Source organism: Pseudomonas fluorescens, assembly GCF_018614655.1.
Classification (GTDB): domain Bacteria; phylum Pseudomonadota; class Gammaproteobacteria; order Pseudomonadales; family Pseudomonadaceae; genus Aquipseudomonas; species Aquipseudomonas fluorescens_BX.
Map to the genome: position 1 here is coordinate 363,785 of NZ_JAGGOG010000016.1, position 20,127 is coordinate 383,911.

Here is a 20,127-nt window from a genome sequence, read left to right on the forward strand (position 1 = left end):
TCGGCAGCGGCTACAAAAGATTCAATCACCTGCTGTACTCCGGCCGTTCGGCCAGACCTTCCTTCAAAAACTCCACCAGCTTGCGAACCTTGGGCGACAAATGCCGCTGCTGCGGATAAAGCGCCCACACCGCAGTATTCGGCGGTTGATGCGCTTCCAGCAGCGACACCAGCGCCCCACTGTGAAAATGTTCCAACACGTAATAATCCGGTAACTGACACAGGCCCACTCCTTGCAGCGCCGCATCCAGCACGGCTTGCCCACTGTTGCAGCGCCAATTTCCCTGCACTCGCTGGGAAAACTCTCGCCCGTCCTGGGCCAGTTGCCAAATGTCAGAGCTGCCAATCAGGCAGTTATGCCGACTCAATTCCGACAAGCTATGTGGCCGACCATAACGCTCAAGGTAGGAAGGCGACGCACACAGGTACATGCGTCGTGGGGCCAGACGGCTGGCAACCATCCGTGAGTCTTGCAGGCGTCCCAGGCGAATCGCCAGGTCCAGGCCTTCGTGGACCAGATCCAGTTGGCGATTGGTCAGTTCGATGTCTACCCGCAGTTGCGGATACAGCCCCATGAACCGCGTCACCAGCGGTACGATAAAGCGTTCGCCGTAGGCCACCGCACACGTCATGCGCAGCATCCCTTTGGGTTCGCTGGTGAGATCGCCCACTGCTCGCAAGGCCTCCTCACGACCATCCTGCAAGCGCTGGCAGTGCTGAAGGAAGGTCTGGCCTGCCTCGGTCAGGGTCACACGGCGGGTGCTGCGATAGAGCAGGCGGGTTTGCAGGCGGTCTTCCAGTCGCGCCACTTGGCGGCTGATATGGGATGAGGAAACGCCGAGGCGCTCGGCGGCGGCCGTAAATTGACTGCATTCGGCCACGGCGACGAACTCGTCGATGCCTTCCCAGCGGTTCTCCTGCATGGTGATTATCCCTATACAGCAATAAAGTTTTGCTTTTGGCTGGATTATTAATCAATCAGGCATGTTTTACACTGCCGTCCTCAGTTTTTTACTCCATGGAGAAACCGGATGATCAAGTCCCGCGCTGCCGTAGCCTTCGAAGCCAAGAAACCCCTTGAGATCGTTGAAGTGGATGTCGCTATGCCGAAGGCCGGCGAAGTGCTGTTGCGGGTCGTTGCCTCCGGCGTGTGTCATACCGATGCCTACACCCTGTCGGGCGCGGATCCGGAAGGCATCTTCCCGTCGATCCTCGGCCATGAAGGCGGTGCGGTTGTTGAGGCCATTGGTGAAGGCGTGACCTCGGTAGCCGTTGGCGACCATGTGATCCCGCTGTACACCCCGGAATGCGGCAAGTGCAAATTCTGCCTGTCGGGCAAGACCAACCTGTGCCAGGCCATTCGCGCCACACAGGGTAAGGGCCTGATGCCGGACGGCACTACGCGTCTCTCCTACAAAGGCCAGCCGATTTTCCACTACATGGGTACCTCGACCTTTTCCGAGTACACCGTACTGCCGGAAATCTCCGTGGCCAAGATTCCTAAAGATGCGCCGCTGGAAAAAGTCTGCCTGCTGGGCTGTGGCGTTACCACCGGGATCGGTGCGGTGATCAATACCGCCAAGGTCAAGCCAGGAGACACCGTGGCCATCTTCGGCCTGGGCGGTATCGGCTTGTCAGCGGTAATCGGAGCGGTGAAGGCCAAGGCTGGCCGCATCATTGCCATCGACATCAACCCGGCCAAGTTCGAAATAGCCAAGCAACTGGGTGCCACGGATTGCATCAACCCGAAAGACTACGACCGCCCGATCCAGGACGTGATTGTTGATCTGACCGACGGTGGCGTGGACTTTTCCTTCGAGTGCATCGGCAATGTCCAACTGATGCGTGCAGCGCTCGAGTGCTGCCACAAGGGCTGGGGTGAGTCGGTGATCATTGGTGTTGCCGGTGCGGGCCAGGAAATTGCCACCCGTCCGTTCCAGTTGGTGACCGGTCGCGTCTGGCGCGGTTCGGCCTTCGGTGGCGTGCGCGGTCGCAGCGAACTGCCAAGCTATGTCGAAATGGCCCAGACCGGCGAAATCCCGTTGGATACCTTCATCACCCACACCATGGGCCTGGAAGATATCAACAAGGCGTTTGACCTGATGCATGAAGGGAAGAGCATTCGTACGGTCATTCACTTCTGAGGTCGGCCATGAGTCTGGAAAACCTGTCCTGCCAGAAAAGCTTCGGCGGCTGGCACAAACGCTACAAGCACCATTCCGATGTGCTGGGCTGCGACATGACGTTCGCCGTGTACCTGCCACCGCAAGCGGAGCAGGGCGGCAAGCTGCCGGTGTTGTACTGGCTGTCGGGGCTGACCTGCACCGATGAGAACTTCATGCAAAAGGCCGGTGCCCAGCGTATGGCGGCCGAGCTGGGGTTGATTATTGTTGCGCCGGACACCAGCCCGCGCGGGCCGGGTGTGCCGGGTGACCCTGACGGTGCGTGGGATTTCGGTCTTGGCGCCGGGTTTTATCTGAATGCCACCCAGGAACCCTGGGCCAAGCATTATCGGATGCATGACTACGTTGTGCAGGAATTGCCGGCATTGGTCGAAGCGCATTTCCCCGCGTCAGACAAGCGCGGTATCAGCGGCCACTCCATGGGTGGGCACGGCGCATTGGTCTGCGCCTTGCGCAACCCCGGGCGTTATTTGTCGGTGTCGGCGTTCTCGCCGATCAACAACCCGATGGATTGCCCGTGGGGGCAGAAAGCGTTTTCCCGTTACCTGGGCGATGAGCGCTCGAAATGGCGCGAGTGGGACGCGTGCGTGTTGATCAGCGAAGCGACGCAAAAGCTGCCGTTGTTGGTGGACCAGGGCGATCGTGACGATTTTCTCGCCGTACAGCTTAAGCCTGAGGCCCTGATGCAGGCGGCGAAGGCGGCCAATCATCCGCTGGAGCTGCGGCTGCAACCGGGCTATGACCATAGCTACTTCTTTATCGCCAGCTTCATCGAAGACCATTTGCGACATCATGGACGCGCTTTGCTCGGTTAATGTCCGGCAAAAGTAGGTAGAATCACGCCCTGAATTAAATCGGGGCGTTTTTTTATGCGTATTGGCCACGGCTATGATGTTCACCGTTTCGCCGAAGGCGACTTCATTACCTTGGGCGGCGTGCAAATCGCCCACCACCACGGGTTGCTGGCTCATTCCGACGGCGACGTTGTCTTGCATGCCTTGAGCGATGCCTTGCTCGGCGCAGCGGCGTTGGGGGATATCGGCAAGCACTTTCCGGACACCGACCCGACCTTCAAGGGGGTGGACAGTCGTGTCCTGCTGCGCCACGTGGTCGGGCTGATCCATGCCAAGGGCTGGAAGGTCGGTAATGTTGACAGCACCATCGTGGCCCAGGCGCCGAAAATGGCCCCGCATATCGAATCGATGCGCACGCTGATTGCCGCGGATCTTCAAGTTGAGTTGGATCAAGTGAACGTAAAAGCTACCACCACCGAAAAGCTCGGGTTTACCGGTCGCGAAGAGGGCATTGCCGTGCACTCCGTTGCCTTGTTGCTGCGCGCATGAATGATCTGCAACTGCTGGGCCCGCGTGCCTATGGTGATGCCTTGGGCAGCGCAGTACTGAAAGCCACTGCCGAAGATTTCCAGGTGGATGAAGTGCTGGATATCCCGCTGACCGGCGAGGGTGAACACCTGTGGCTGTGGGTGGAAAAGCGTGGCCTGAACACTGAAGAAGCGGCGCGGCGTATCGCCAAGGCCGCCGGCGTACCGTTACGCACGGTCAGCTATGCCGGGCTCAAGGATCGTCAAGCGCTGACCCGCCAGTGGTTCAGCGTGCAGCTACCGGGCAAGGCCGATCCTGACCTGAGCGCCGCAGAAAACGACACTTTGAAGATCCTCAAGATCGCCCGCCACAAGCGCAAGCTGCAGCGCGGTGCGCATTCGGCCAACGGTTTCACCCTGCGACTGACTCAGTTTGCGGGCGACAGCGCGGCCATCGATGCCCGCCTGCAACTGATCGCCAAGCAGGGCATTCCCAATTATTTTGGCGCCCAGCGTTTCGGCCATAACGGCGGCAACGTCGTCGATGCTCGGGAGTGGGCGGCCCGCAAGGCCTTGCCGGAGCAGCGCAATGTGCGTTCGCGCCTGCTGTCCACCGCCCGTAGTTTCCTGTTCAACAAAGTGCTGGCGGCGCGAGTCGCTGACGGTTCATGGCAACGCGCCCAGGTCGGCGATTTGCTGGCATTCACCGACAGCCGCAGTTTTTTCCCGGCGGGGGAGGCTGAATGCAGCGACCCACGCCTGGCTATTCTGGATTTACACCCTACAGGCCCGCAGTGGGGCGAGGGCGATTCTCCTGCCTCAGGCGCCACCCAGGCTCTGGAACAGGCGGTCGCGGCCAGCGAGGCGGATCTGCGGGATTGGCTGGTCAATGCCGGCATGAGCCAGGAACGTCGCATTCTGCGACTGCCCATCGGCGGGCTGACGTGGCATTATCCCTCGCTGGACACTCTGCAATTGGAATTCGTCCTGCCGGCCGGATGCTTCGCCACTGTATTGGTGCGCGAGCTTGTAGATCTGGTGCCGGTGGGGCAGACGGACAGCCCATGCGTATTCTGATATCTAACGACGACGGGGTCACCGCCCCCGGCCTCGCCGCGCTTCATGCTGCGCTGGCGGATTACGCCGAGTGCGTGGTGGTTGCCCCTGACCAGGACAAAAGTGGCGCCAGCAGTTCGCTGACGCTCGACCGTCCGTTGCACCCGCAGACTTTGGCCAACGGCTTTATCAGCCTGAACGGCACCCCCACCGACTGCGTGCACCTGGCCATTAACAGCCTGCTGGACCAGGAGCCGGATCTCGTGGTGTCCGGTATCAACCTGGGCGCCAACCTGGGGGATGACGTGTTGTACTCCGGTACGGTCGCAGCAGCCCTTGAGGGGCGATTCCTGGGCCGAACTTCGTTTGCCTTTTCGTTTGCCTCCCGTCAGTTGGACAACCTGCCGACGGCGGCCTATTTCGCCCGCAAGCTGGTGGAGGCCCATGAATCCCTGGACTTGCCACCGCGTACGGTGCTCAACGTCAATATTCCCAACTTGCCCCTGGATCACATTCGTGGGATTCAGCTGACGCGCCTGGGCCACCGTGCCCGTGCGGCAGCGCCGCTGAAGGTGGTCGATCCCCGTGGCAAGGAAGGGTATTGGATTGCTGCAGCAGGCGATGCCGAAGACGGCGGGCCGGGCACTGACTTTCATGCGGTGATGCAAGGTTATGTTTCGATTACTCCGTTGCAACTTGATCGCACCTTCAGTGATGCCTTCAGTAGTCTCGATGGCTGGCTGGAGGGGCTGCGCTGATGGCTCGTGAACAAGACGACCTGCTGCGCCGGGGCATCGGGATGACCTCCCAACGTACCCGCGAGCGTTTGATTCAGCGGCTTTACGAAGAAGGCTTGTCCAACGCCCAGGTGCTGGAAGTCATTCGGCGTACTCCACGGCACCTGTTTGTCGATGAAGCCCTGGCGCATCGCGCCTATGAAGACACGGCATTGCCGATTGGCCACAACCAGACCATCTCCCAGCCTTACATGGTGGCGCGGATGAGCGAGTTACTGCTGGCGGCGGGGCCTCTGGACAAGGTGCTGGAGATCGGCACGGGTTCCGGCTACCAGACTGCCGTGCTCTCGCAGTTGGTGGAGCGGGTGTTTTCCGTCGAGCGAATCAAGGTATTGCAGGACCGGGCCAAGGAGCGTCTGGTGGAGTTGAACCTGCGTAACGTGGTGTTCCGCTGGGGCGATGGCTGGGAGGGTTGGCCGGCATTGGCGCCATACAACGGCATCATCGTGACGGCCGTTGCCACGGATGTCCCCCAGGCACTGCTGGATCAACTGGCACCAGGTGGGCGTCTGGTGATTCCTGTCGGGTCAGGCGAAGTGCAACAATTGATGTTGATCATTCGCGAGGAAGAAGGTTTTTCTCGGCATGTATTGGGTGCCGTACGCTTTGTCCCACTACTTAATGGCCCACTGGCCTGATGATTTGTGTGTAGGGCACTGAATTCTATTGCTGGGTATGTGTCTTACAGCGAAGTCTATTAAGTAAACATGATGGGTAGCGGGTGTTAAACATGATGAATTTTTCTTTAAGGCTGTGTTTTCGGTAAAAGCTCTACTGCCCGTTATACTTGCGACATATTTCAAGCCTGATACAGGCATTCAGTTTCAGCCACCAAAAAGGGAGCGGCGGGTGAGTCTCACGGTCATTGCGCAGCGTATGAGTAAAACAAGCATTCAGCGACTGGTGATTGGCCTTGTCTTGGGTTCCTTGTTGACGGCTTGTTCCAGCACCCCAAGTGGCGGTGCGCGGGTTGTTGATCGCAATAATGCGGTGCCACAAAAGCCGACGGTCACCACCGGGCAATATGTAGTGCGCAAGGGCGATACGATGTTCTCGATTGCCTTCCGTTATGGTTGGGATTACAAGGCATTGGCCGCGCGTAACAACATTCCTGTGCCCTATACGATACATCCGGGTCAGACTATTCGTTTTGATGGGCGCACCGGCTCAACACCGACGGCCGTCGTCAAATATTCCGGTTCTTCAGCGTCATCTTCGAGCAGAACCACCATCATCACTCGGCCTGCAGGCAGCGCTGCGCCTACGGTTGCGAGTAAACCGGCACCTGCACCACTGCCTCCTGCCGGGCCTGCACCAACCGGTTGGGGATGGCCTTCAAATGGCATTCTTATTGGAAAATTCTCTTCAAACGGTAGTTTGAATAAAGGCATTGATATCGCCGGGGATTTGGGACAGCCTGTTTTAGCTGCGTCTGATGGGACAGTGGTATACGCCGGGAGTGGTTTACGGGGCTACGGTGAACTGGTCATCATCAAACACAGCGATACCTACGTCAGTGCTTACGGTCATAACCGTAGGCTGTTGGTTCGGGAGGGGCAGCAGGTCAAAGTCGGACAGACAATTGCCGAAATGGGGTCAACTGGTACAGACCGGGTGAAACTTCACTTTGAGATTCGCCGCCAAGGTAAACCTGTTGATCCACTGCAATTCCTTCCCCGGCGTTGATGTGTTGCCAGCCTGTTCCCTCACGTAGAAGGAACAGGCTCCAGCGTTGCCAAGGATAAAGGCGCCGCTTGAGCTTGAGGTCGAACTCACCAAAGGACTATAACAATGGCTCTCAGTAAAGAAGCGCCGGAGTTTGACATCGACGATGAGGTTCTCCTTATGGAGACCGGTATCGCTACGGATTCGATGTCGAATGATGAGGGATCTGCTACACCTTCAGTTCGCACCAAATCCAAGAACTCCACCGCGTTAAAACAGCACAAATACATTGATTACACGCGGGCGCTTGATGCGACTCAGTTGTATCTCAATGAAATCGGCTTTTCCCCGTTACTTACCCCCGAAGAAGAAGTCCATTTTGCACGCTTGTCGCAAAAGGGCGATCCGGCTGGGCGTAAGCGCATGATTGAAAGCAACCTGCGATTGGTGGTGAAAATTGCCCGACGCTATGTCAATCGTGGGCTGTCCCTGCTCGACTTGATCGAGGAGGGTAACCTCGGCTTGATCCGAGCTGTGGAGAAGTTCGACCCGGAGCGGGGGTTCCGCTTTTCGACCTACGCCACCTGGTGGATTCGTCAGACCATCGAGCGGGCGATCATGAATCAGACCCGCACCATCCGGTTGCCAATCCATGTGGTCAAGGAGCTCAACGTCTACCTGCGGGCGGCGCGTGAGCTGACACAAAAACTCGATCATGAACCTTCGCCTGAAGAAATCGCCAACCTGCTGGAAAAACCGGTAGGGGAGGTCAAGCGCATGCTCGGCCTGAATGAGCGGGTCTCTTCGGTCGACGTCTCGCTGGGCCCGGATTCGGATAAAACCCTGCTGGACACCCTGACCGATGATCGTCCTACAGACCCTTGTGAGCTGTTGCAGGACGATGACCTGTCACAAAGTATCGACCAGTGGTTGTCAGAGCTGACAGACAAGCAACGTGAGGTGGTGATACGCCGCTTCGGGCTGCGTGGCCATGAAAGCAGCACTCTGGAGGATGTAGGCCTGGAGATTGGCCTGACCCGTGAGCGGGTGCGGCAGATCCAGGTGGAGGGTCTCAAGCGCTTGCGGGAGATCCTGGAGAAGAATGGCTTGTCGAGTGAGTCGTTGTTTCAATAAAGACGCAAGACAAAATGTGGGAGCGGGCTTGTGTGGGAGCCGGGCTTGCCCGCGATAGCATCACCTCGGTGTAACTGACAGACCGAGGTGCCAGTATCGCGGGCAAGTCCGGCTCCCACATAAGCAAGTCCCACATTTTTTATGCCTGGGATTTGGATGTCCCCAAACGCCAGGCGTAAAAAAGCCCCGCTTTTAAGGGCGGGGCTTTTTGACTGGATCAGTACAAGTTAGATAACTTGAACTTCTTCAGCTTGCATGCCTTTCTGACCGCGGGTAGCGATGAAAGAAACCTGTTGGCCTTCTTTCAGGCTTTTGAAGCCGTCGGATTGGATAGCTTTGAAGTGAACGAACAGGTCGTCACCGGATTGTGGAGTGATGAAGCCGAAGCCTTTTTCATCGTTGAACCACTTAACGGTACCAGTTTGGCGATTAGACATGGTGTATCTCCTTGGACAAAGTTAACTGCGACTCAGGAAAAGCCCTGGCCGAGACTGAGTGCAAAGAGCAGGAAAAATTCTTGGAGATGGTTGGATCGAAATTCAACATCGTGTAGAGATTCTCAGTGACACAAGCAGCACAGTGGCGCCACCTTAACCCTTTTTCAGGGACGTGCCAATGATATTTCCGAAGGTTTCTCTATTTTCGTGACTGGCGGTGGTCTGTGAGGGTTTTGGCCGCTTCAATTCAAGCCTCGGCCCGCGGGCTGTGGCCTGACAGCCGGCAAGAAAAACCGGCGGCCCTTTGAACCGCAGGGCCGGCCCCGGTAAGATGGCCAACAGAATTTTTCCACCTCGCTATTCAGGACACCCGCCATGAGCATCAAATCGGACAAGTGGATTCGCCGCATGGCGCAAGAGCACGGCATGATCGAGCCCTTCGTAGAGCGCCAGATGCGCGGCGAAGGCACCGAGCGGCTGATTTCGTTCGGGGTTTCCAGCTACGGTTACGACGTACGTTGCGCCGATGAATTCAAGGTTTTCACCAACATCAACTCGGCCACTGTTGATCCGAAAAACTTCGACGAAAAAAGCTTCGTCGACGTCAAGAGTGACGTGTGCATCATTCCGCCGAACTCCTTCGCGCTGGCACGTACCGTCGAGTTCTTCCGTATTCCGCGTAATGTCCTGACCATCTGCCTGGGTAAAAGTACCTACGCGCGCTGCGGTATTATCGTCAACGTGACGCCTCTGGAACCCGAGTGGGAAGGCCACGTGACCCTGGAATTCTCCAACACCACCACCTTGCCGGCGAAGATCTACGCCAACGAAGGCGTGGCACAGATGTTGTTCTTCGAATCCGACGAAGAGTGTGAAGTGTCCTATAAGGACCGCGGCGGCAAGTATCAGGGGCAGCGCGGCGTCACCCTGCCACGCACCTGATCGAAACGTCTTACACGCTAAGGGAATTTGTCAGCGGGCAGGCACTCTATTGAGTGTACTGCTCCGGATCGTGCAAAACGCTCCGGACCACGCTTGAGGAGTCCCCCTATGAAGCTCGATCCGCGAATCAGCGCCGAACTCGCCCGCCTTGAACCCAACCAGATTGGCGTCATGGCGTGGTCCTTAATGGCGCACCCGTCCGTCAGCGACGGCGGCATTCCCGGCCAGCCTGACGAAGATTATCCCCAGCCCAACGAACCCGGCGAGCCAACCCTGCCAGACGAGCCGCCACCGGCCCCTGTCGCCTGAGTCACTCAGAACGCTTCTGGGAGCCTGATGAGCGGTGGGACGTCAGGAAGTGAGCATTACTTCAAATTGCCGCTGAGGAACTGCTGGAGGCGCTCGCTCCTGGGATTTCCCAGTACGTCCTCCGGCGTGCCTTGCTCTTCCACCAGCCCCTTGTGCAAGAACAGCACCTGGCTCGACACTTTGCGGGCGAAGCTCATTTCGTGGGTGACCATGATCATGGTCCGGCCTTCCTCCGCCAGGCCCTGAATCACTTTCAGCACTTCGCCTACCAATTCCGGGTCAAGGGCCGAGGTGGGCTCATCGAACAGCATCACCTCCGGCTCCATCGCCAGCGCCCGGGCAATCGCCACCCGCTGTTGCTGGCCGCCCGAAAGGAATGCCGGGTACTGATCCGCCACCCTTGCTGGTAACCCCACCTTGTCCAGATAGCGACGGGCGCGGTCCTCGGCGTCTTTCTTGCTGCAGCCCAGCACCCGGCGTGGCGCCATGGTGATGTTTTCCAGCACGCTCATGTGGCTCCACAGGTTGAAGTGCTGGAACACCATCGCCAACCGTGTGCGGATGCGCTGTAGCTCAGCCTCATCAGCCACACGCATGCCGTGGCGGTCGCTGACCATGCGGATTTGCTGACCGTCCAGGGTCATGGCGCCGTCATCGGGTTGTTCGAGAAAGTTGATGCAGCGCAAAAAGGTGCTTTTGCCTGAGCCGCTGGCGCCGATCAGACTGATCACGTCCCCCGTCTTGGCCTTGAGCGAAACACCTTTGAGCACTTCATTGTCGCCATAGCATTTATGCAGGCCTTCAACGGTCAATTTGTACATGGGGCGTGCATCCTCAAGGCGAAAGTAGATAACCGCTGCGATAGGCCTCAGGGCCTGCGACATGGGCGATGACCATCCCCGCAGTAGCCATGCGACGCAGTGAGCGGGCGTAAAGCAGGCCGGCATTGCGGCAATGCACCGGCGTTACGCGGTCATGAATGGGGTCAATGATTTCGGCGATCAACTGTCCGGCTTCCACGTACTCCCCCGGCAGCGCGCTGAACACCAGCAAGCCGCCTACGGGCGTGGCGACCGGTTCGACGCCCGCCAGCGGTGTGGCGGGGTAGGACAATTCCGGCAGAGGCGCAGGCTCACCGGTAATCGCCCCGAAGAGCATCAGGTAATCGATGATCGCCTGGCAATCGAGGCTCGCCAGGCCATGGTTGACGTCGCCCTGGCCACGCAGCTCGACGGTCACGGAAAAGCTGCCCATGGGAATGGCGAAACGATCGCCGAAACGCTGCTGCAATTGCCACCACACCAGCGTGAAACACTCATCGAAGGACTGGCCACCGGAATCGGTGGCCAGCAGACTGGCTTCGGCGCCGATATAGCGGGCCAATGGCTCGACCTGCGGCCACGCTTCAGGTGTGGTGTACAAGTGGGCCACGGCTTCGAAGTCGCAATGCAGGTCCAGCACCATGTCGGCATCACACGCCAGGCGTTGTAGGACCAGGCGCTGGGATTGCAGCTGGGTGGCGGGTGTTTGCGCAGCCAGCGCCAGGGCCAGCGCGTCGCGGATCAGCTCAACGTTGTGCTGCGGATCGTCCCCCAGCAAGTCTTCGACCTGATTGCCGACCTCTTCACTGAGGTCGATAAACAGCCGATTGAAGTTCTGCCCGCTTTCCAGTTCGTAGCGGCCCAGCGGGATATCCATCAATACCTGTTCCAGGCCCGCCGGGTTGGCGATCGGCACCAGCACGATCTCACTGCGCAGGCGTCCGGCGGTGGCCAGTTCGGCCAGGCGAGCTTTCAGGTGCCAGGCCACCAGCATGCCGGGCAGTTCGTCGGCGTGCAGCGAGGACTGGATGTAGACCTTGCCTTCGGCCTGCTCGGGACCAAAGTGAAAACTGTGAATCTGCCGCTCGGTGCCTGGCACCGGTGCCAGTAATGGATGAAGCTGATGACGCATGGAAGCTCCTTAGTGGCTGGGCCCGAGAAAGGCCAGCCAGCGGCGCTCCGCCAGACGAAACAGACCGACCAGGGCAAAGGTCACGGTCAAGTAGATCAGCGCAGCGATACCGAATGATTGAAAGGTCATATAGGTGGCCGAGTTGGCGTCCCGGGCGACTTTCAGAATATCCGGGATCGTTGCGGTAAAGGCCACCGTGGTCGAGTGCAGCATCAGGATCACTTCATTACTGTAGTACGGCAATGAACGACGCAGCGCCGACGGCATGATCACATAGGCATACAACTTCCAGCCGCTCAGGCCGTAGGCCTTGGCCGCTTCGACTTCACCGTGGGCCATGCTGCGGATCGCCCCGGCAAATATCTCGGTCGTGTAGGCGCACGTGTTGAGGGCGAAGGCCAGGATGGTGCAGTTCATCGCATCGCGAAAAAACGCATCCAGCACCGGTTGTGCCCGAACCGCCGCAATGCTGTAGATCCCGGTGTAACAAATCAGCAGTTGGATATACAGCGGCGTGCCGCGAAACAGGTAGGTATAGAACTGTACTGGCCAGCGCACCCAGCGATTGCGCGAAACCCTGGCGATAGACAAGGGAATCGACACCAGAAACCCGATGAAGATCGAGGCGCTGAGCAACCACATGGTCATGGCCAGGCCGGTGATGTGCTGGCCGTCGCTATAGAGGAAGGGGCGCCAGTATTGCTGGAGAAGTTCGATCATCGTACGGCCTCCCGTACGCCCGTGGAGTAGCGGCGTTCAAGCCTGCGTAAAACGAAGTTGGAAGCACTGGTGATCAGCAGGTAGATCAAGGCGGCTAGCACCAGGAAATAGAACAGTTGATAGGTGCTCTTGCCGGCGTCCTGGGCAGCCTTCACCAAGTCCGCCAGGCCGATGATTGACACCAGCGCAGTGGCCTTGAGCATCACCATCCAGTTATTGCCGATGCCCGGCAGGGCGAAGCGCATCATTTGCGGAAAGGTCACGTAGCGAAAACGCTGCCCGCGCTTAAGGCCATAGGCGGTAGCGGCCTCCAGTTGGCCACGGGGCACGGCGAGGATTGCGCCACGAAAGGTTTCGGTGAAGTAGGCGCCGTAGATAAAACCCAAGGTGATGACTCCGGCGCTGAATGGGTCGATCTCGATGTAGTCCCATTCCATGAAGTCGGTAAAGCCGGTCAGCCAGATTTGCAGGCTGTAGAAAATCAGCAGCATCAGCACCAGGTCCGGTACGCCACGGATCAGCGTGGTGTAGAGCTGGGCGGGAATGCGCAGGAATGGCAGGGGCGACAATTTGGCGGTGGCGCCGAGCAGGCCCAGTAACACGCTGACGGCCAGGGAAGCGACTGACAGCTTGACGGTCATCCAGGTGCCTTGCAGCAACAGAGGGCCGAATCCCTTCAGACTGAAGGCGCTCAGTCCCAGGGTTTGCAAAAGATCTTCGAACATAAATCAGGACCTATGGCGATAAAAAAGCGCCCATCCGGAAGATGGGCGCCAGGGTGTTATTTACCGCTGTACAGGTTCAGGTCACCGAAGTGTTTCTTCTGAATGGTGGCGTAGGTGCCATCATCGTGTAACGCTTTGATACCTTTATCTAACAAAGCCTTCAGGTCTTTGTTACCTTTTTTGATACCGACCGCAGTTTTCGACGGCAGCAGAGGATCGTCGATGGCCGCGCTGACTTCATAGCCAACACCCGCTGGCGACTTCAAAAAACCCAGTTCGGCTTGCAGCATGTCCTGCACCGAAGCGTCCAGACGACCCGACGTCAGGTCGGCATAAACCTGGTCCTGGTTGGCGTAGGCTTTGGTGGTTACACCGGCTTTGTCCAATACGGCCTTGGCGTAGGCTTCCTGGATGGTGCCTTGTTCGTAGCCGACGGATTTGCCCTTGAGGGATTCAGGTGTCGAGTAGCCAGCACCTTTCTTGAACACTAGGGAGGTCGGACCGGAGAACAGCTCGTTGGAGAAATCGATCGCCTTTTCACGGGCTGCGGTGACGGTCATGGAGGAAATCACGCCATCGAACTTGTTGGCGTTGAGGCCTGGAATCATGCCGTCGAAGTCACTTTCGACCCATTTGCATTTGACTTTCAGCTCGGCGCAGATGGCATTGCCCAGGTCAATATCGAAGCCCACCAGGCTGCCGTCAGCGGCTTTGGATTCAAACGGCGCGTAGGACGGATCGACACCAAAACGCAATTCCTTGTATTCCTTGGCCAACGCAGAACCTGCGGCCATGCACAGAGCCAGTGCAGAAAGGGTCAGCAATGCTTTTTTCATTATGTATTCCCTGGAAACCAAGATAAGCGCTTGTGGCGCGTTTAGGACTGTTACTGAACGGTGTCAGATGTAACCCAAGTAGCAATTTCTGCACCATAGTTCCGAATGGTCGTTTTAAAAGGTGGGATCTGGGAGGGAAGTGCGTAAGAAATGCCCGGAATCGGGCATCGATTGTTGATTGCGCCCTCTTGGGGCGAGTGGAGATAAAAATGTGGGAAGCGGGCTTGCCCGCGATGCGCCTACACAACGTCGAAGACTTGGCTTTCTGCCTCGGCGGCTCAGATAAACACCGCCCTCTGTAGCCGCTGGCGCAGCCTGCGATCGGCTGCGCAGCAGTCGTCAGCCTCTTGAAACTGCCGAAGGTCCTGCGGCCCTTATCGCAGCCTCGTGCCTCGGCAGCGGCTACAGATAAATACCGCGAGATAAACACCGCCCTCTGTAGCCGCTGGCGCAGCCTGCGATCGGCTGCGCAGCAGTCGTCAGCCTCTTGAAACCGCCGAAGGTCCTGCGGCCCTTATCGCAGCCTCGTGCCTCGGCAGCGGCTACAGATAAATACCGCGAGATAAACACCGCCCTCTGTAGCCGCTGGCGCAGCCTGCGATCGGCTGCGCAGCAGTCGCCAGTCTCTTGAAACTGCCGAAGGTCCTGCGGCCCTTATCGCAGCCTTGTACCTCGGCAGCGGCTACAACCGTTCTACTTTCCGGGTACCAGGGTCAACCGTGTCTTCCCATATACCTTGTCAAAGTTCTGCGGCTGCATCGGGAAGCTCAGGTATTGCGCCTTGAGCCACGGGTCGATGCCGTTCGCATAGTTCGGGCTGGCGGGGTTGCCGGATTGGCCAATGCCGTTTTGACCCATCATCGGTTCCACCTGGCCGAAATCGACAATCATCCGCAGGGCCGGCACTTGGACAGTGTCGAAACTTTGGCCCCAGTTGTACGGGGAGCTGTTGAGCGTGTTGTGATCGCCACCCGCTGCCAGTGGTCCGCGCACGGTCTGGCCGTTGGCGTTTTTCCAGTTGGTGCTGTGGAGCTTGCCCCACTGCCAGGCCTTGTGATCTGCGCCCAATTGACTGTCGCCTGCGGTCATCGCGGCGGCGAGGCTGGGGGCGAGGATTGCCGGTTTGTCTTCTTTTTGCGGCGTGCGTGCGTCATCCCAGAACGGGCTGTCTTCGCGCCCCAGCAAGTGATCGGCCTGAGCCGCGTACGACAGGCTGGCGTTGGCGACAAAGGCGTTCCAGGTGGCGCTGTTTTCCGGGCCCAACTCGTCGAGGAAAATCTGCTTGGTACTTTCCTGCAGGAACAGTTCGTAAATCGCCGCATCGCTGGAGGTAGGTACCAGACGTCCATCGAACGCCATCAGGCGATTGAAGGCTTCCTGAGCCTTGGCCCGTTCGGCGGCGGGCAGGGCGTCGATGGCCTGTTTCAGCGGCTGGGCCATGCCTGGAGCCTTGAACATCACCTTAAGCTTGGCAGCAAACGTGGTGGTCTGGTCGTACTGCATGGCGATCATGCTGCGGGTGTCGTGCTTGCCGGCACCGGCCAGTTGCGCCAGGCGCTCGCTGCGCTCCGGGGCGTCCCAGGAGTTGGACAACTGCATGCCGTAGCCACGTGGGGCGGTGCGTTGGTTGGCGGTGCCTAGCCAGCCCTGGGCCGGGTCCTGATCATAAGGGTGCAGCATCGCGTCGGCATAACCGTCCCAATCAAAGCGCGCATCCCATCCTGGCGATGGCAGCAGGCCCTCACCCTCGCGGCGGTTAGGGAAGCGGCCGGTGACTTGCCAACCAATATTGCTGGCGTCGGCGAAGATCATGTTCAGGGCAATGGCGCGGATCTCTCGGGTCGCGTCCGAGGCCTTGCCGGCGTTTTGCGCTCGGGACAGGTCGAAGAACGCATCCAGGCTCTTGTCGTCCTTGAAGTCTGCCGTTTGCAGGGCCACCCCGTAGCCAGTGTTCAGGGATTGGCTGCTGTTGAGCAGGGCGCCATGGCGGGTTTCGTACACCACCTCACGAATTGGCCGCTGACCTTTGGCGATAAAGGTTTCGTTACGTACCACCGCCGGCAGCCATTTTCCGTTGTTCTCGTAGTACAGCGCGCTGCCCTGGCGTTTGACCTTTTCCAGGAACAGGTCCTGGGTGTCGCCTTTGACGGCGCTCATGCTCCAGGCCACTTTGCCGTTGAAACCGGAAAACAACATCGGCAGGCCGGCAATCGAGACACCCGCGGCCTGATATTTCGGGGCGCGAATCTGCACGTAGTTCCACGGCGATGGGGCTTGAGGTTTGGCTGACAGGTCATTGGCCAGCAGGCTTTTGCCGACGCGGCTGCGTTGTGGAGAGATGGCCCAGTTACTGGACGTAGTCACTCCCAGGCTGTTGAGGGCACTCACTTGCTGGGCGACCGTGTCCAGCGCGGCCATGCCGGCAATCTGGCTCAGGTTTACACCCTTGAGTTTCTCGGTCTCGCCCTGGGGCAGTGGCTCGTCCGGGGTGCTTGGGATCAGCCAGGCGAGTTTGTCGGCGCCGACTTTTTGCGCCAGTACCAGCGATGACAGTTCTTCCTGCAGGTTGGTCGACTCGCTGAAACTCAGCAGGCAGAACAACAGCGCCGAATCTTCCGGCTTCCAGTATTCCGGTTTGTAACCCGTCTGGGCCAGGTCCGGCGGCAGCTTGTCGCGGTAGCGGAACAGGTAAGCGTTGACCCCACGTGCATAGACTTCAAAGAAGCGCTTGAGGCGCGGCGACGAGGCGTTGTAGAGCTCGCCGGCGCTTTTTTTCAGGTTGACCGCCCGCATGAAGCGGTCGACATCCAGCGCCTCCGGTCCGGACATCTCCGCCATGCGGCCCTGGGCCAGTAGCCGCAGGGTGACCATCTGGTTGATGCGGTCGCTGGCGTGCACGTAACCGAGGGTGAACAGCGCGTCATGGAAGGTACTGCTTTCGATCAGCGGCATGCCTTGGCTGTTGCGACGCACGGACACGTTTTGTGCCAGACCCTTGAGCGGCTGCACGCCGGATACCGGGGGCAGGGTGTCCTGGGTGTTCAGTGACTGACAACCGGCCAGGCCCAAGGCGCTGACCACTGCCGCGGTAACGCCGAACCGGGGAAGAAAATGTGAGAGGGCTGGCGAGGCCATGGCAAAGCTCCTGCGGGGGTAGCGTCAGTAAAGGCGCTACGTTAGTGAGCGCGGCGAAACGACGCAAGCGGGAGGCGGTGCTTATTTGTAGTTTGATCTTGTAGCCGCTGCCGAGGTACGAGGCTGCGATGGGTAGCGAAGCGACCCTCGAGGGCGGTCCTGCGGACACGCATCGCAGCCTCGTACCTCGGCAGCGGCTACAAAGCATCAGGACTTCGGCGGATTCACTTTTGCCACCAGTTCATAAGCCCGTACCGTCGCCGGCCGTTCTTTGATGTGGTTGAACCAACGCTGCAGATGTGGGAAGTCTTCCAGCTTTTGACTCTGCCACTTGTGGGAAACAATCCACGGGTAAATCGCCATGTCAGCGATGCTGTAGTCCTCACCTGCTACAAACGTGCGGTCTGCCAGGCGCCGATCCAGCACGCCATATAAGCGGGCGGTTTCATCGATGTACCGCTTGATCGCGTAGGGGATTTTTTCCGGAGCGAACTGGCTGAAGTGGTGATTCTGCCCTGCCATTGGTCCCAGTCCACCCATTTGCCAGAACAGCCATTGCAGGACTTCCTGGCGAGTACGCAGGTCTTTGGGCAGGAACTGGCCGGTTTTTTCCGCCAGGTACAGCAGGATCGCGCCGGATTCAAAGAGCGAAATCGGAGCGCCGCCGTCGGTCGGGTTCTGATCGACGATGGCCGGGATACGATTGTTAGGCGCGATTTTCAGGAAGTCAGGTTTGAACTGATCGCCCTGGCCAATGTTGATGGGATGCACCTCGTAAGGCAGACCGGCTTCTTCCAGAAACAACGAAATCTTGTGGCCGTTGGGGGTGGTCCAGTAGTACAGGTCGATCATGAAGCTCTCCAAGAGTGGTAACGCTTGAGCGGATAGCAAACAGAGGTGTGGGCTGTTTTACTCCCGATGACTTGCCTGTAGGAATAGGTGATGTTCAAGTATCGAAAATTCAATGAAACATTTGGATCTATCGATATGGAAATCCGACCCGGTGCAGCGCTGATTCTGATTGACCAGCAAAAAGGTATTCATCATCCCAAGCTTGGGCGGCGTAATAACCCGCACGCCGAGGAGCGGATGCTCGCGCTGTTGGCCCATTGGCGACGCAATGATTGGCCGGTGATCCATGTGCAGCATTTGTCCCATTCACCGGAGTCGGTGTTCTGGCCTGAGCAGTCAGGTGTGGAGTTTCAGGAGGCGTTTTTTCCACAGGCGGGGGAGTGGTTGATTCAGAAGCGGGTACCGGATGCGTTTTGTGGTACGACGCTGGAGACGGGTTTACGCGATGCCAATATCGGGCAACTGGTGTTGGTGGGGGTGGCGACTAACAACTCGGTGGAGTCCACTGCCCGAACTGCCGGCAACCTGGGATTTGAGGCCTGGGTGATTGAGGACGCTTGCTACACCTTTGACAAGGCGGATTTCTTTGGCGAACTGCGCTCCGCTGAAGCGGTGCATGCCATGTCCCTGGGGAACCTGCACGGCGAGTACGCGACGGTTATCTCTTCCGGGCAACTATTGGCTTAGTGCAATTTCTTGCTTTGAACACAAGCCCCGCAGTGGGGTGGCGAGGGAGTACATTCCCTCGCCGGCGAAGCATCACGCCCCGTGGCACTTCTTGAATTTTTTCGCACTGCCGCACGGGCATGGATCGTTGCGGCCCACGTCCTTCAATGTGTTGCGCACCGGCTCCTGGTGAGCGTGGCCGCAGTTTGGGCCGTGGACATGGCCGTGGTCGTGATCATGGTGATCGTGATCGTGATCGTGGTTGCAGTCAGGACCATGGACATGGGGTTGCTGAGTCATCGATGTCGCTCCGGAATAAAATCACCGGGGATTATCTCGCCATTACGCAGCACGTGCACGTCGTTACCGATGAATAATCCGGTTTTCAACTCGCCTTCAAGGCGATAGGGGATGGGCTGGCTCGGATTTTTCAGCATGACAACCAGTTCGCGGACTTGCGGCCACAGGTTGGTCCTTACCGATACCTTGAAAAACTTGTGGCCGCGGGGCGGTACGGTGAGCCATTCGTTGGACTCGCCTTCGGTCAGCAACAGGTCGTCCAGAGTGATTTTGTAGATCAGGCCGCGAACCGTCAGGTCGGAGTCATCGCGGTTATCGACGCGAAAGTACAGCTTGAACTTCTGCTCGAGTAATTTGGCCCGGACCAACTCGACCTTGACCAACTGCACCTGAGGCTCGGGCGCGTCATCGGCGAACCAGGACGCGCAGCCGCCAAGCCCGAAGGTGATCGCCAGCAGAAGGCTGAACGTCCTGAATATCGGTGCCTGATAAACCATGCCATTACTCCTTCTGGGAGCGAGGGTGCCTGATTCTTGCTCGCGATGGTCGTTAACGGTGACATGGATAGACTGACACACATCGGTGCTTTCAGGCGGTTCATAGAAACACCCGCCGAAACAAGTGCTCTACAGGTAGCTTGAGCAGCACTTCTTGAATTTTTGCCCACTGCCGCACAGGCAAGCATCGTTACGCCCAGCCTTTGCTTCTACCGTCGGATCGATGAAGTACCAACGCCCATCATTCTGTACGAAGGATGACTGTTCCCTGTGGCTGTGTTCGCCGGTGCTGTCATGCCAGCGGGCGGTAAAGGTGACGAAGGCGTGCTCGGGTTGCCCACCGAACACCTCCGAGCTTTCCACCTCAAGACCCAGCCAGGTGCTTTGGGCGCTCCAGGCGCTGATGGCTTCGCGGTCCAGGCCGGACTGTTGCGCCGGCAGTGTCGTGGCCACCAGATAGTCCACCAAGCCCAGCACGTAAGCGCTGTAGCGCGAACGCATCAGCGCGCTGGCGCAAGGTGCGGGGTGGCCGGCGTGATAATGGCCGCAGCAGGCATCCAGCAGGTTGCCACTGCCGCATGGGCAAATGGATGTACTCAT

General features: G+C 58.6%; 23 protein-coding genes. 11 read left to right on the top strand and 12 right to left on the bottom strand.

What is annotated here, in order from left to right; translation table 11 throughout:
- Window positions 1-25: 25 nt before the first annotated feature.
- Window positions 26-922 carry a LysR substrate-binding domain-containing protein gene (locus J7E41_RS17630; RefSeq protein WP_214994678.1) on the bottom strand — a complete coding sequence of 299 codons (897 nt, stop codon included), beginning with the start codon at window positions 920-922 and terminating at the stop codon, window positions 26-28.
- Window positions 923-1,030: 108 nt separating this feature from the next.
- Here J7E41_RS17630 and J7E41_RS17635 point away from each other — a divergent pair, with 108 nt between their 5' ends.
- From J7E41_RS17635 to rpoS, 8 genes are all read left to right on the top strand, one after another.
- Window positions 1,031-2,143, top strand: coding sequence for an S-(hydroxymethyl)glutathione dehydrogenase/class III alcohol dehydrogenase (locus J7E41_RS17635; RefSeq protein ID WP_214994680.1), 1,113 nt, complete (start codon window positions 1,031-1,033; stop codon window positions 2,141-2,143).
- Window positions 2,144-2,151: 8 nt separating this feature from the next.
- On the top strand, window positions 2,152-2,997 hold the full coding sequence (gene fghA / locus J7E41_RS17640) for an S-formylglutathione hydrolase (protein WP_214994681.1): 846 nt from the start codon (window positions 2,152-2,154) through the stop codon (window positions 2,995-2,997).
- Window positions 2,998-3,051: 54 nt separating this feature from the next.
- Window positions 3,052-3,525, top strand: a complete 474-nt coding sequence (gene ispF / locus J7E41_RS17645; RefSeq protein WP_214994683.1) for a 2-C-methyl-D-erythritol 2,4-cyclodiphosphate synthase — start codon at window positions 3,052-3,054, stop codon at window positions 3,523-3,525.
- Entirely contained in the window at window positions 3,522-4,580 is a 1,059-nt protein-coding gene (gene truD / locus J7E41_RS17650; RefSeq protein ID WP_214994685.1) for a tRNA pseudouridine(13) synthase TruD, read from the top strand. Before ispF ends, truD begins: the two co-directional genes overlap by 4 nt.
- The gene (surE, locus tag J7E41_RS17655; protein WP_214994687.1) at window positions 4,568-5,317 is read left to right on the top strand and encodes a 5'/3'-nucleotidase SurE; all 750 of its coding nucleotides are present in this window, start codon (window positions 4,568-4,570) and stop codon (window positions 5,315-5,317) included. Before truD ends, surE begins: the two co-directional genes overlap by 13 nt.
- 41 nt (window positions 5,318-5,358) lie before the next feature.
- Window positions 5,359-5,994 carry a protein-L-isoaspartate(D-aspartate) O-methyltransferase gene (locus J7E41_RS17660; protein WP_010176736.1) on the top strand — a complete coding sequence of 212 codons (636 nt, stop codon included), beginning with the start codon at window positions 5,359-5,361 and terminating at the stop codon, window positions 5,992-5,994.
- A 211-nt stretch (window positions 5,995-6,205) separates the two neighbouring features.
- The gene (locus tag J7E41_RS17665; RefSeq protein WP_214994688.1) at window positions 6,206-7,042 is read left to right on the top strand and encodes a peptidoglycan DD-metalloendopeptidase family protein; all 837 of its coding nucleotides are present in this window, start codon (window positions 6,206-6,208) and stop codon (window positions 7,040-7,042) included.
- A gap of 105 nt (window positions 7,043-7,147) precedes the next feature.
- Window positions 7,148-8,155: an RNA polymerase sigma factor RpoS gene (gene rpoS, locus J7E41_RS17670; protein ID WP_214994690.1), complete on the top strand. Its 1,008-nt coding sequence runs from the start codon at window positions 7,148-7,150 to the stop codon at window positions 8,153-8,155.
- A 227-nt stretch (window positions 8,156-8,382) separates the two neighbouring features.
- On the opposite strand, the gene J7E41_RS17675 is transcribed toward rpoS, so the two are convergent.
- Complete coding sequence (locus tag J7E41_RS17675) at window positions 8,383-8,592, bottom strand: cold-shock protein (RefSeq protein ID WP_002554837.1); 210 nt, start codon at window positions 8,590-8,592, stop codon at window positions 8,383-8,385.
- 375 nt (window positions 8,593-8,967) lie between these two features.
- Here J7E41_RS17675 and dcd point away from each other — a divergent pair, with 375 nt between their 5' ends.
- Together dcd and J7E41_RS17685 are read left to right on the top strand one after the other, a co-directional pair.
- Complete coding sequence (gene dcd, locus J7E41_RS17680) at window positions 8,968-9,534, top strand: dCTP deaminase (protein ID WP_093412595.1); 567 nt, start codon at window positions 8,968-8,970, stop codon at window positions 9,532-9,534.
- Between the two features lie 108 nt (window positions 9,535-9,642).
- Window positions 9,643-9,843 carry a hypothetical protein gene (locus tag J7E41_RS17685; RefSeq protein ID WP_214994692.1) on the top strand — a complete coding sequence of 67 codons (201 nt, stop codon included), beginning with the start codon at window positions 9,643-9,645 and terminating at the stop codon, window positions 9,841-9,843.
- A gap of 56 nt (window positions 9,844-9,899) precedes the next feature.
- Here the strand turns inward: J7E41_RS17685 and J7E41_RS17690 are convergent, their stop codons facing one another.
- The 7 genes from J7E41_RS17690 to J7E41_RS17720 form a co-directional block, all read right to left on the bottom strand.
- Window positions 9,900-10,664 carry an ABC transporter ATP-binding protein gene (locus J7E41_RS17690; RefSeq protein WP_214994694.1) on the bottom strand — a complete coding sequence of 255 codons (765 nt, stop codon included), beginning with the start codon at window positions 10,662-10,664 and terminating at the stop codon, window positions 9,900-9,902.
- Window positions 10,665-10,677: 13 nt separating this feature from the next.
- Window positions 10,678-11,796 carry a succinylglutamate desuccinylase/aspartoacylase family protein gene (locus J7E41_RS17695; protein ID WP_214994696.1) on the bottom strand — a complete coding sequence of 373 codons (1,119 nt, stop codon included), beginning with the start codon at window positions 11,794-11,796 and terminating at the stop codon, window positions 10,678-10,680.
- Window positions 11,797-11,805: 9 nt separating this feature from the next.
- Complete coding sequence (locus tag J7E41_RS17700) at window positions 11,806-12,516, bottom strand: ABC transporter permease (protein ID WP_155581592.1); 711 nt, start codon at window positions 12,514-12,516, stop codon at window positions 11,806-11,808.
- Window positions 12,513-13,241, bottom strand: a complete 729-nt coding sequence (locus tag J7E41_RS17705; RefSeq protein ID WP_214994698.1) for an ABC transporter permease — start codon at window positions 13,239-13,241, stop codon at window positions 12,513-12,515. The genes J7E41_RS17700 and J7E41_RS17705 overlap by 4 nt, the downstream gene beginning before the upstream one ends.
- A gap of 56 nt (window positions 13,242-13,297) precedes the next feature.
- Window positions 13,298-14,077 (bottom strand): transporter substrate-binding domain-containing protein, encoded by a 780-nt coding sequence (locus J7E41_RS17710; protein WP_214994700.1) that lies wholly within the window; start codon window positions 14,075-14,077, stop codon window positions 13,298-13,300.
- 693 nt (window positions 14,078-14,770) lie between these two features.
- On the bottom strand, window positions 14,771-17,212 hold the full coding sequence (locus J7E41_RS17715; protein ID WP_214994702.1) for a penicillin acylase family protein: 2,442 nt from the start codon (window positions 17,210-17,212) through the stop codon (window positions 14,771-14,773).
- 207 nt (window positions 17,213-17,419) lie between these two features.
- Window positions 17,420-18,064 carry a glutathione binding-like protein gene (locus tag J7E41_RS17720; protein ID WP_214994704.1) on the bottom strand — a complete coding sequence of 215 codons (645 nt, stop codon included), beginning with the start codon at window positions 18,062-18,064 and terminating at the stop codon, window positions 17,420-17,422.
- Between the two features lie 135 nt (window positions 18,065-18,199).
- On the opposite strand from J7E41_RS17720, the gene J7E41_RS17725 reads away from it, so the two are divergent.
- Window positions 18,200-18,751, top strand: a complete 552-nt coding sequence (locus tag J7E41_RS17725; RefSeq protein WP_214994706.1) for a cysteine hydrolase family protein — start codon at window positions 18,200-18,202, stop codon at window positions 18,749-18,751.
- A gap of 72 nt (window positions 18,752-18,823) precedes the next feature.
- On the opposite strand, the gene J7E41_RS17730 is transcribed toward J7E41_RS17725, so the two are convergent.
- From J7E41_RS17730 to J7E41_RS17740, 3 genes are all read right to left on the bottom strand, one after another.
- Window positions 18,824-19,030 (bottom strand): SEC-C metal-binding domain-containing protein, encoded by a 207-nt coding sequence (locus J7E41_RS17730; protein ID WP_214994708.1) that lies wholly within the window; start codon window positions 19,028-19,030, stop codon window positions 18,824-18,826.
- Complete coding sequence (locus J7E41_RS17735; RefSeq protein ID WP_214994710.1) at window positions 19,027-19,527, bottom strand: LEA type 2 family protein; 501 nt, start codon at window positions 19,525-19,527, stop codon at window positions 19,027-19,029. Before J7E41_RS17735 ends, J7E41_RS17730 begins: the two co-directional genes overlap by 4 nt.
- 129 nt (window positions 19,528-19,656) lie before the next feature.
- Window positions 19,657-20,127, bottom strand: coding sequence for a YchJ family protein (locus J7E41_RS17740; RefSeq protein ID WP_214994712.1), 471 nt, complete (start codon window positions 20,125-20,127; stop codon window positions 19,657-19,659).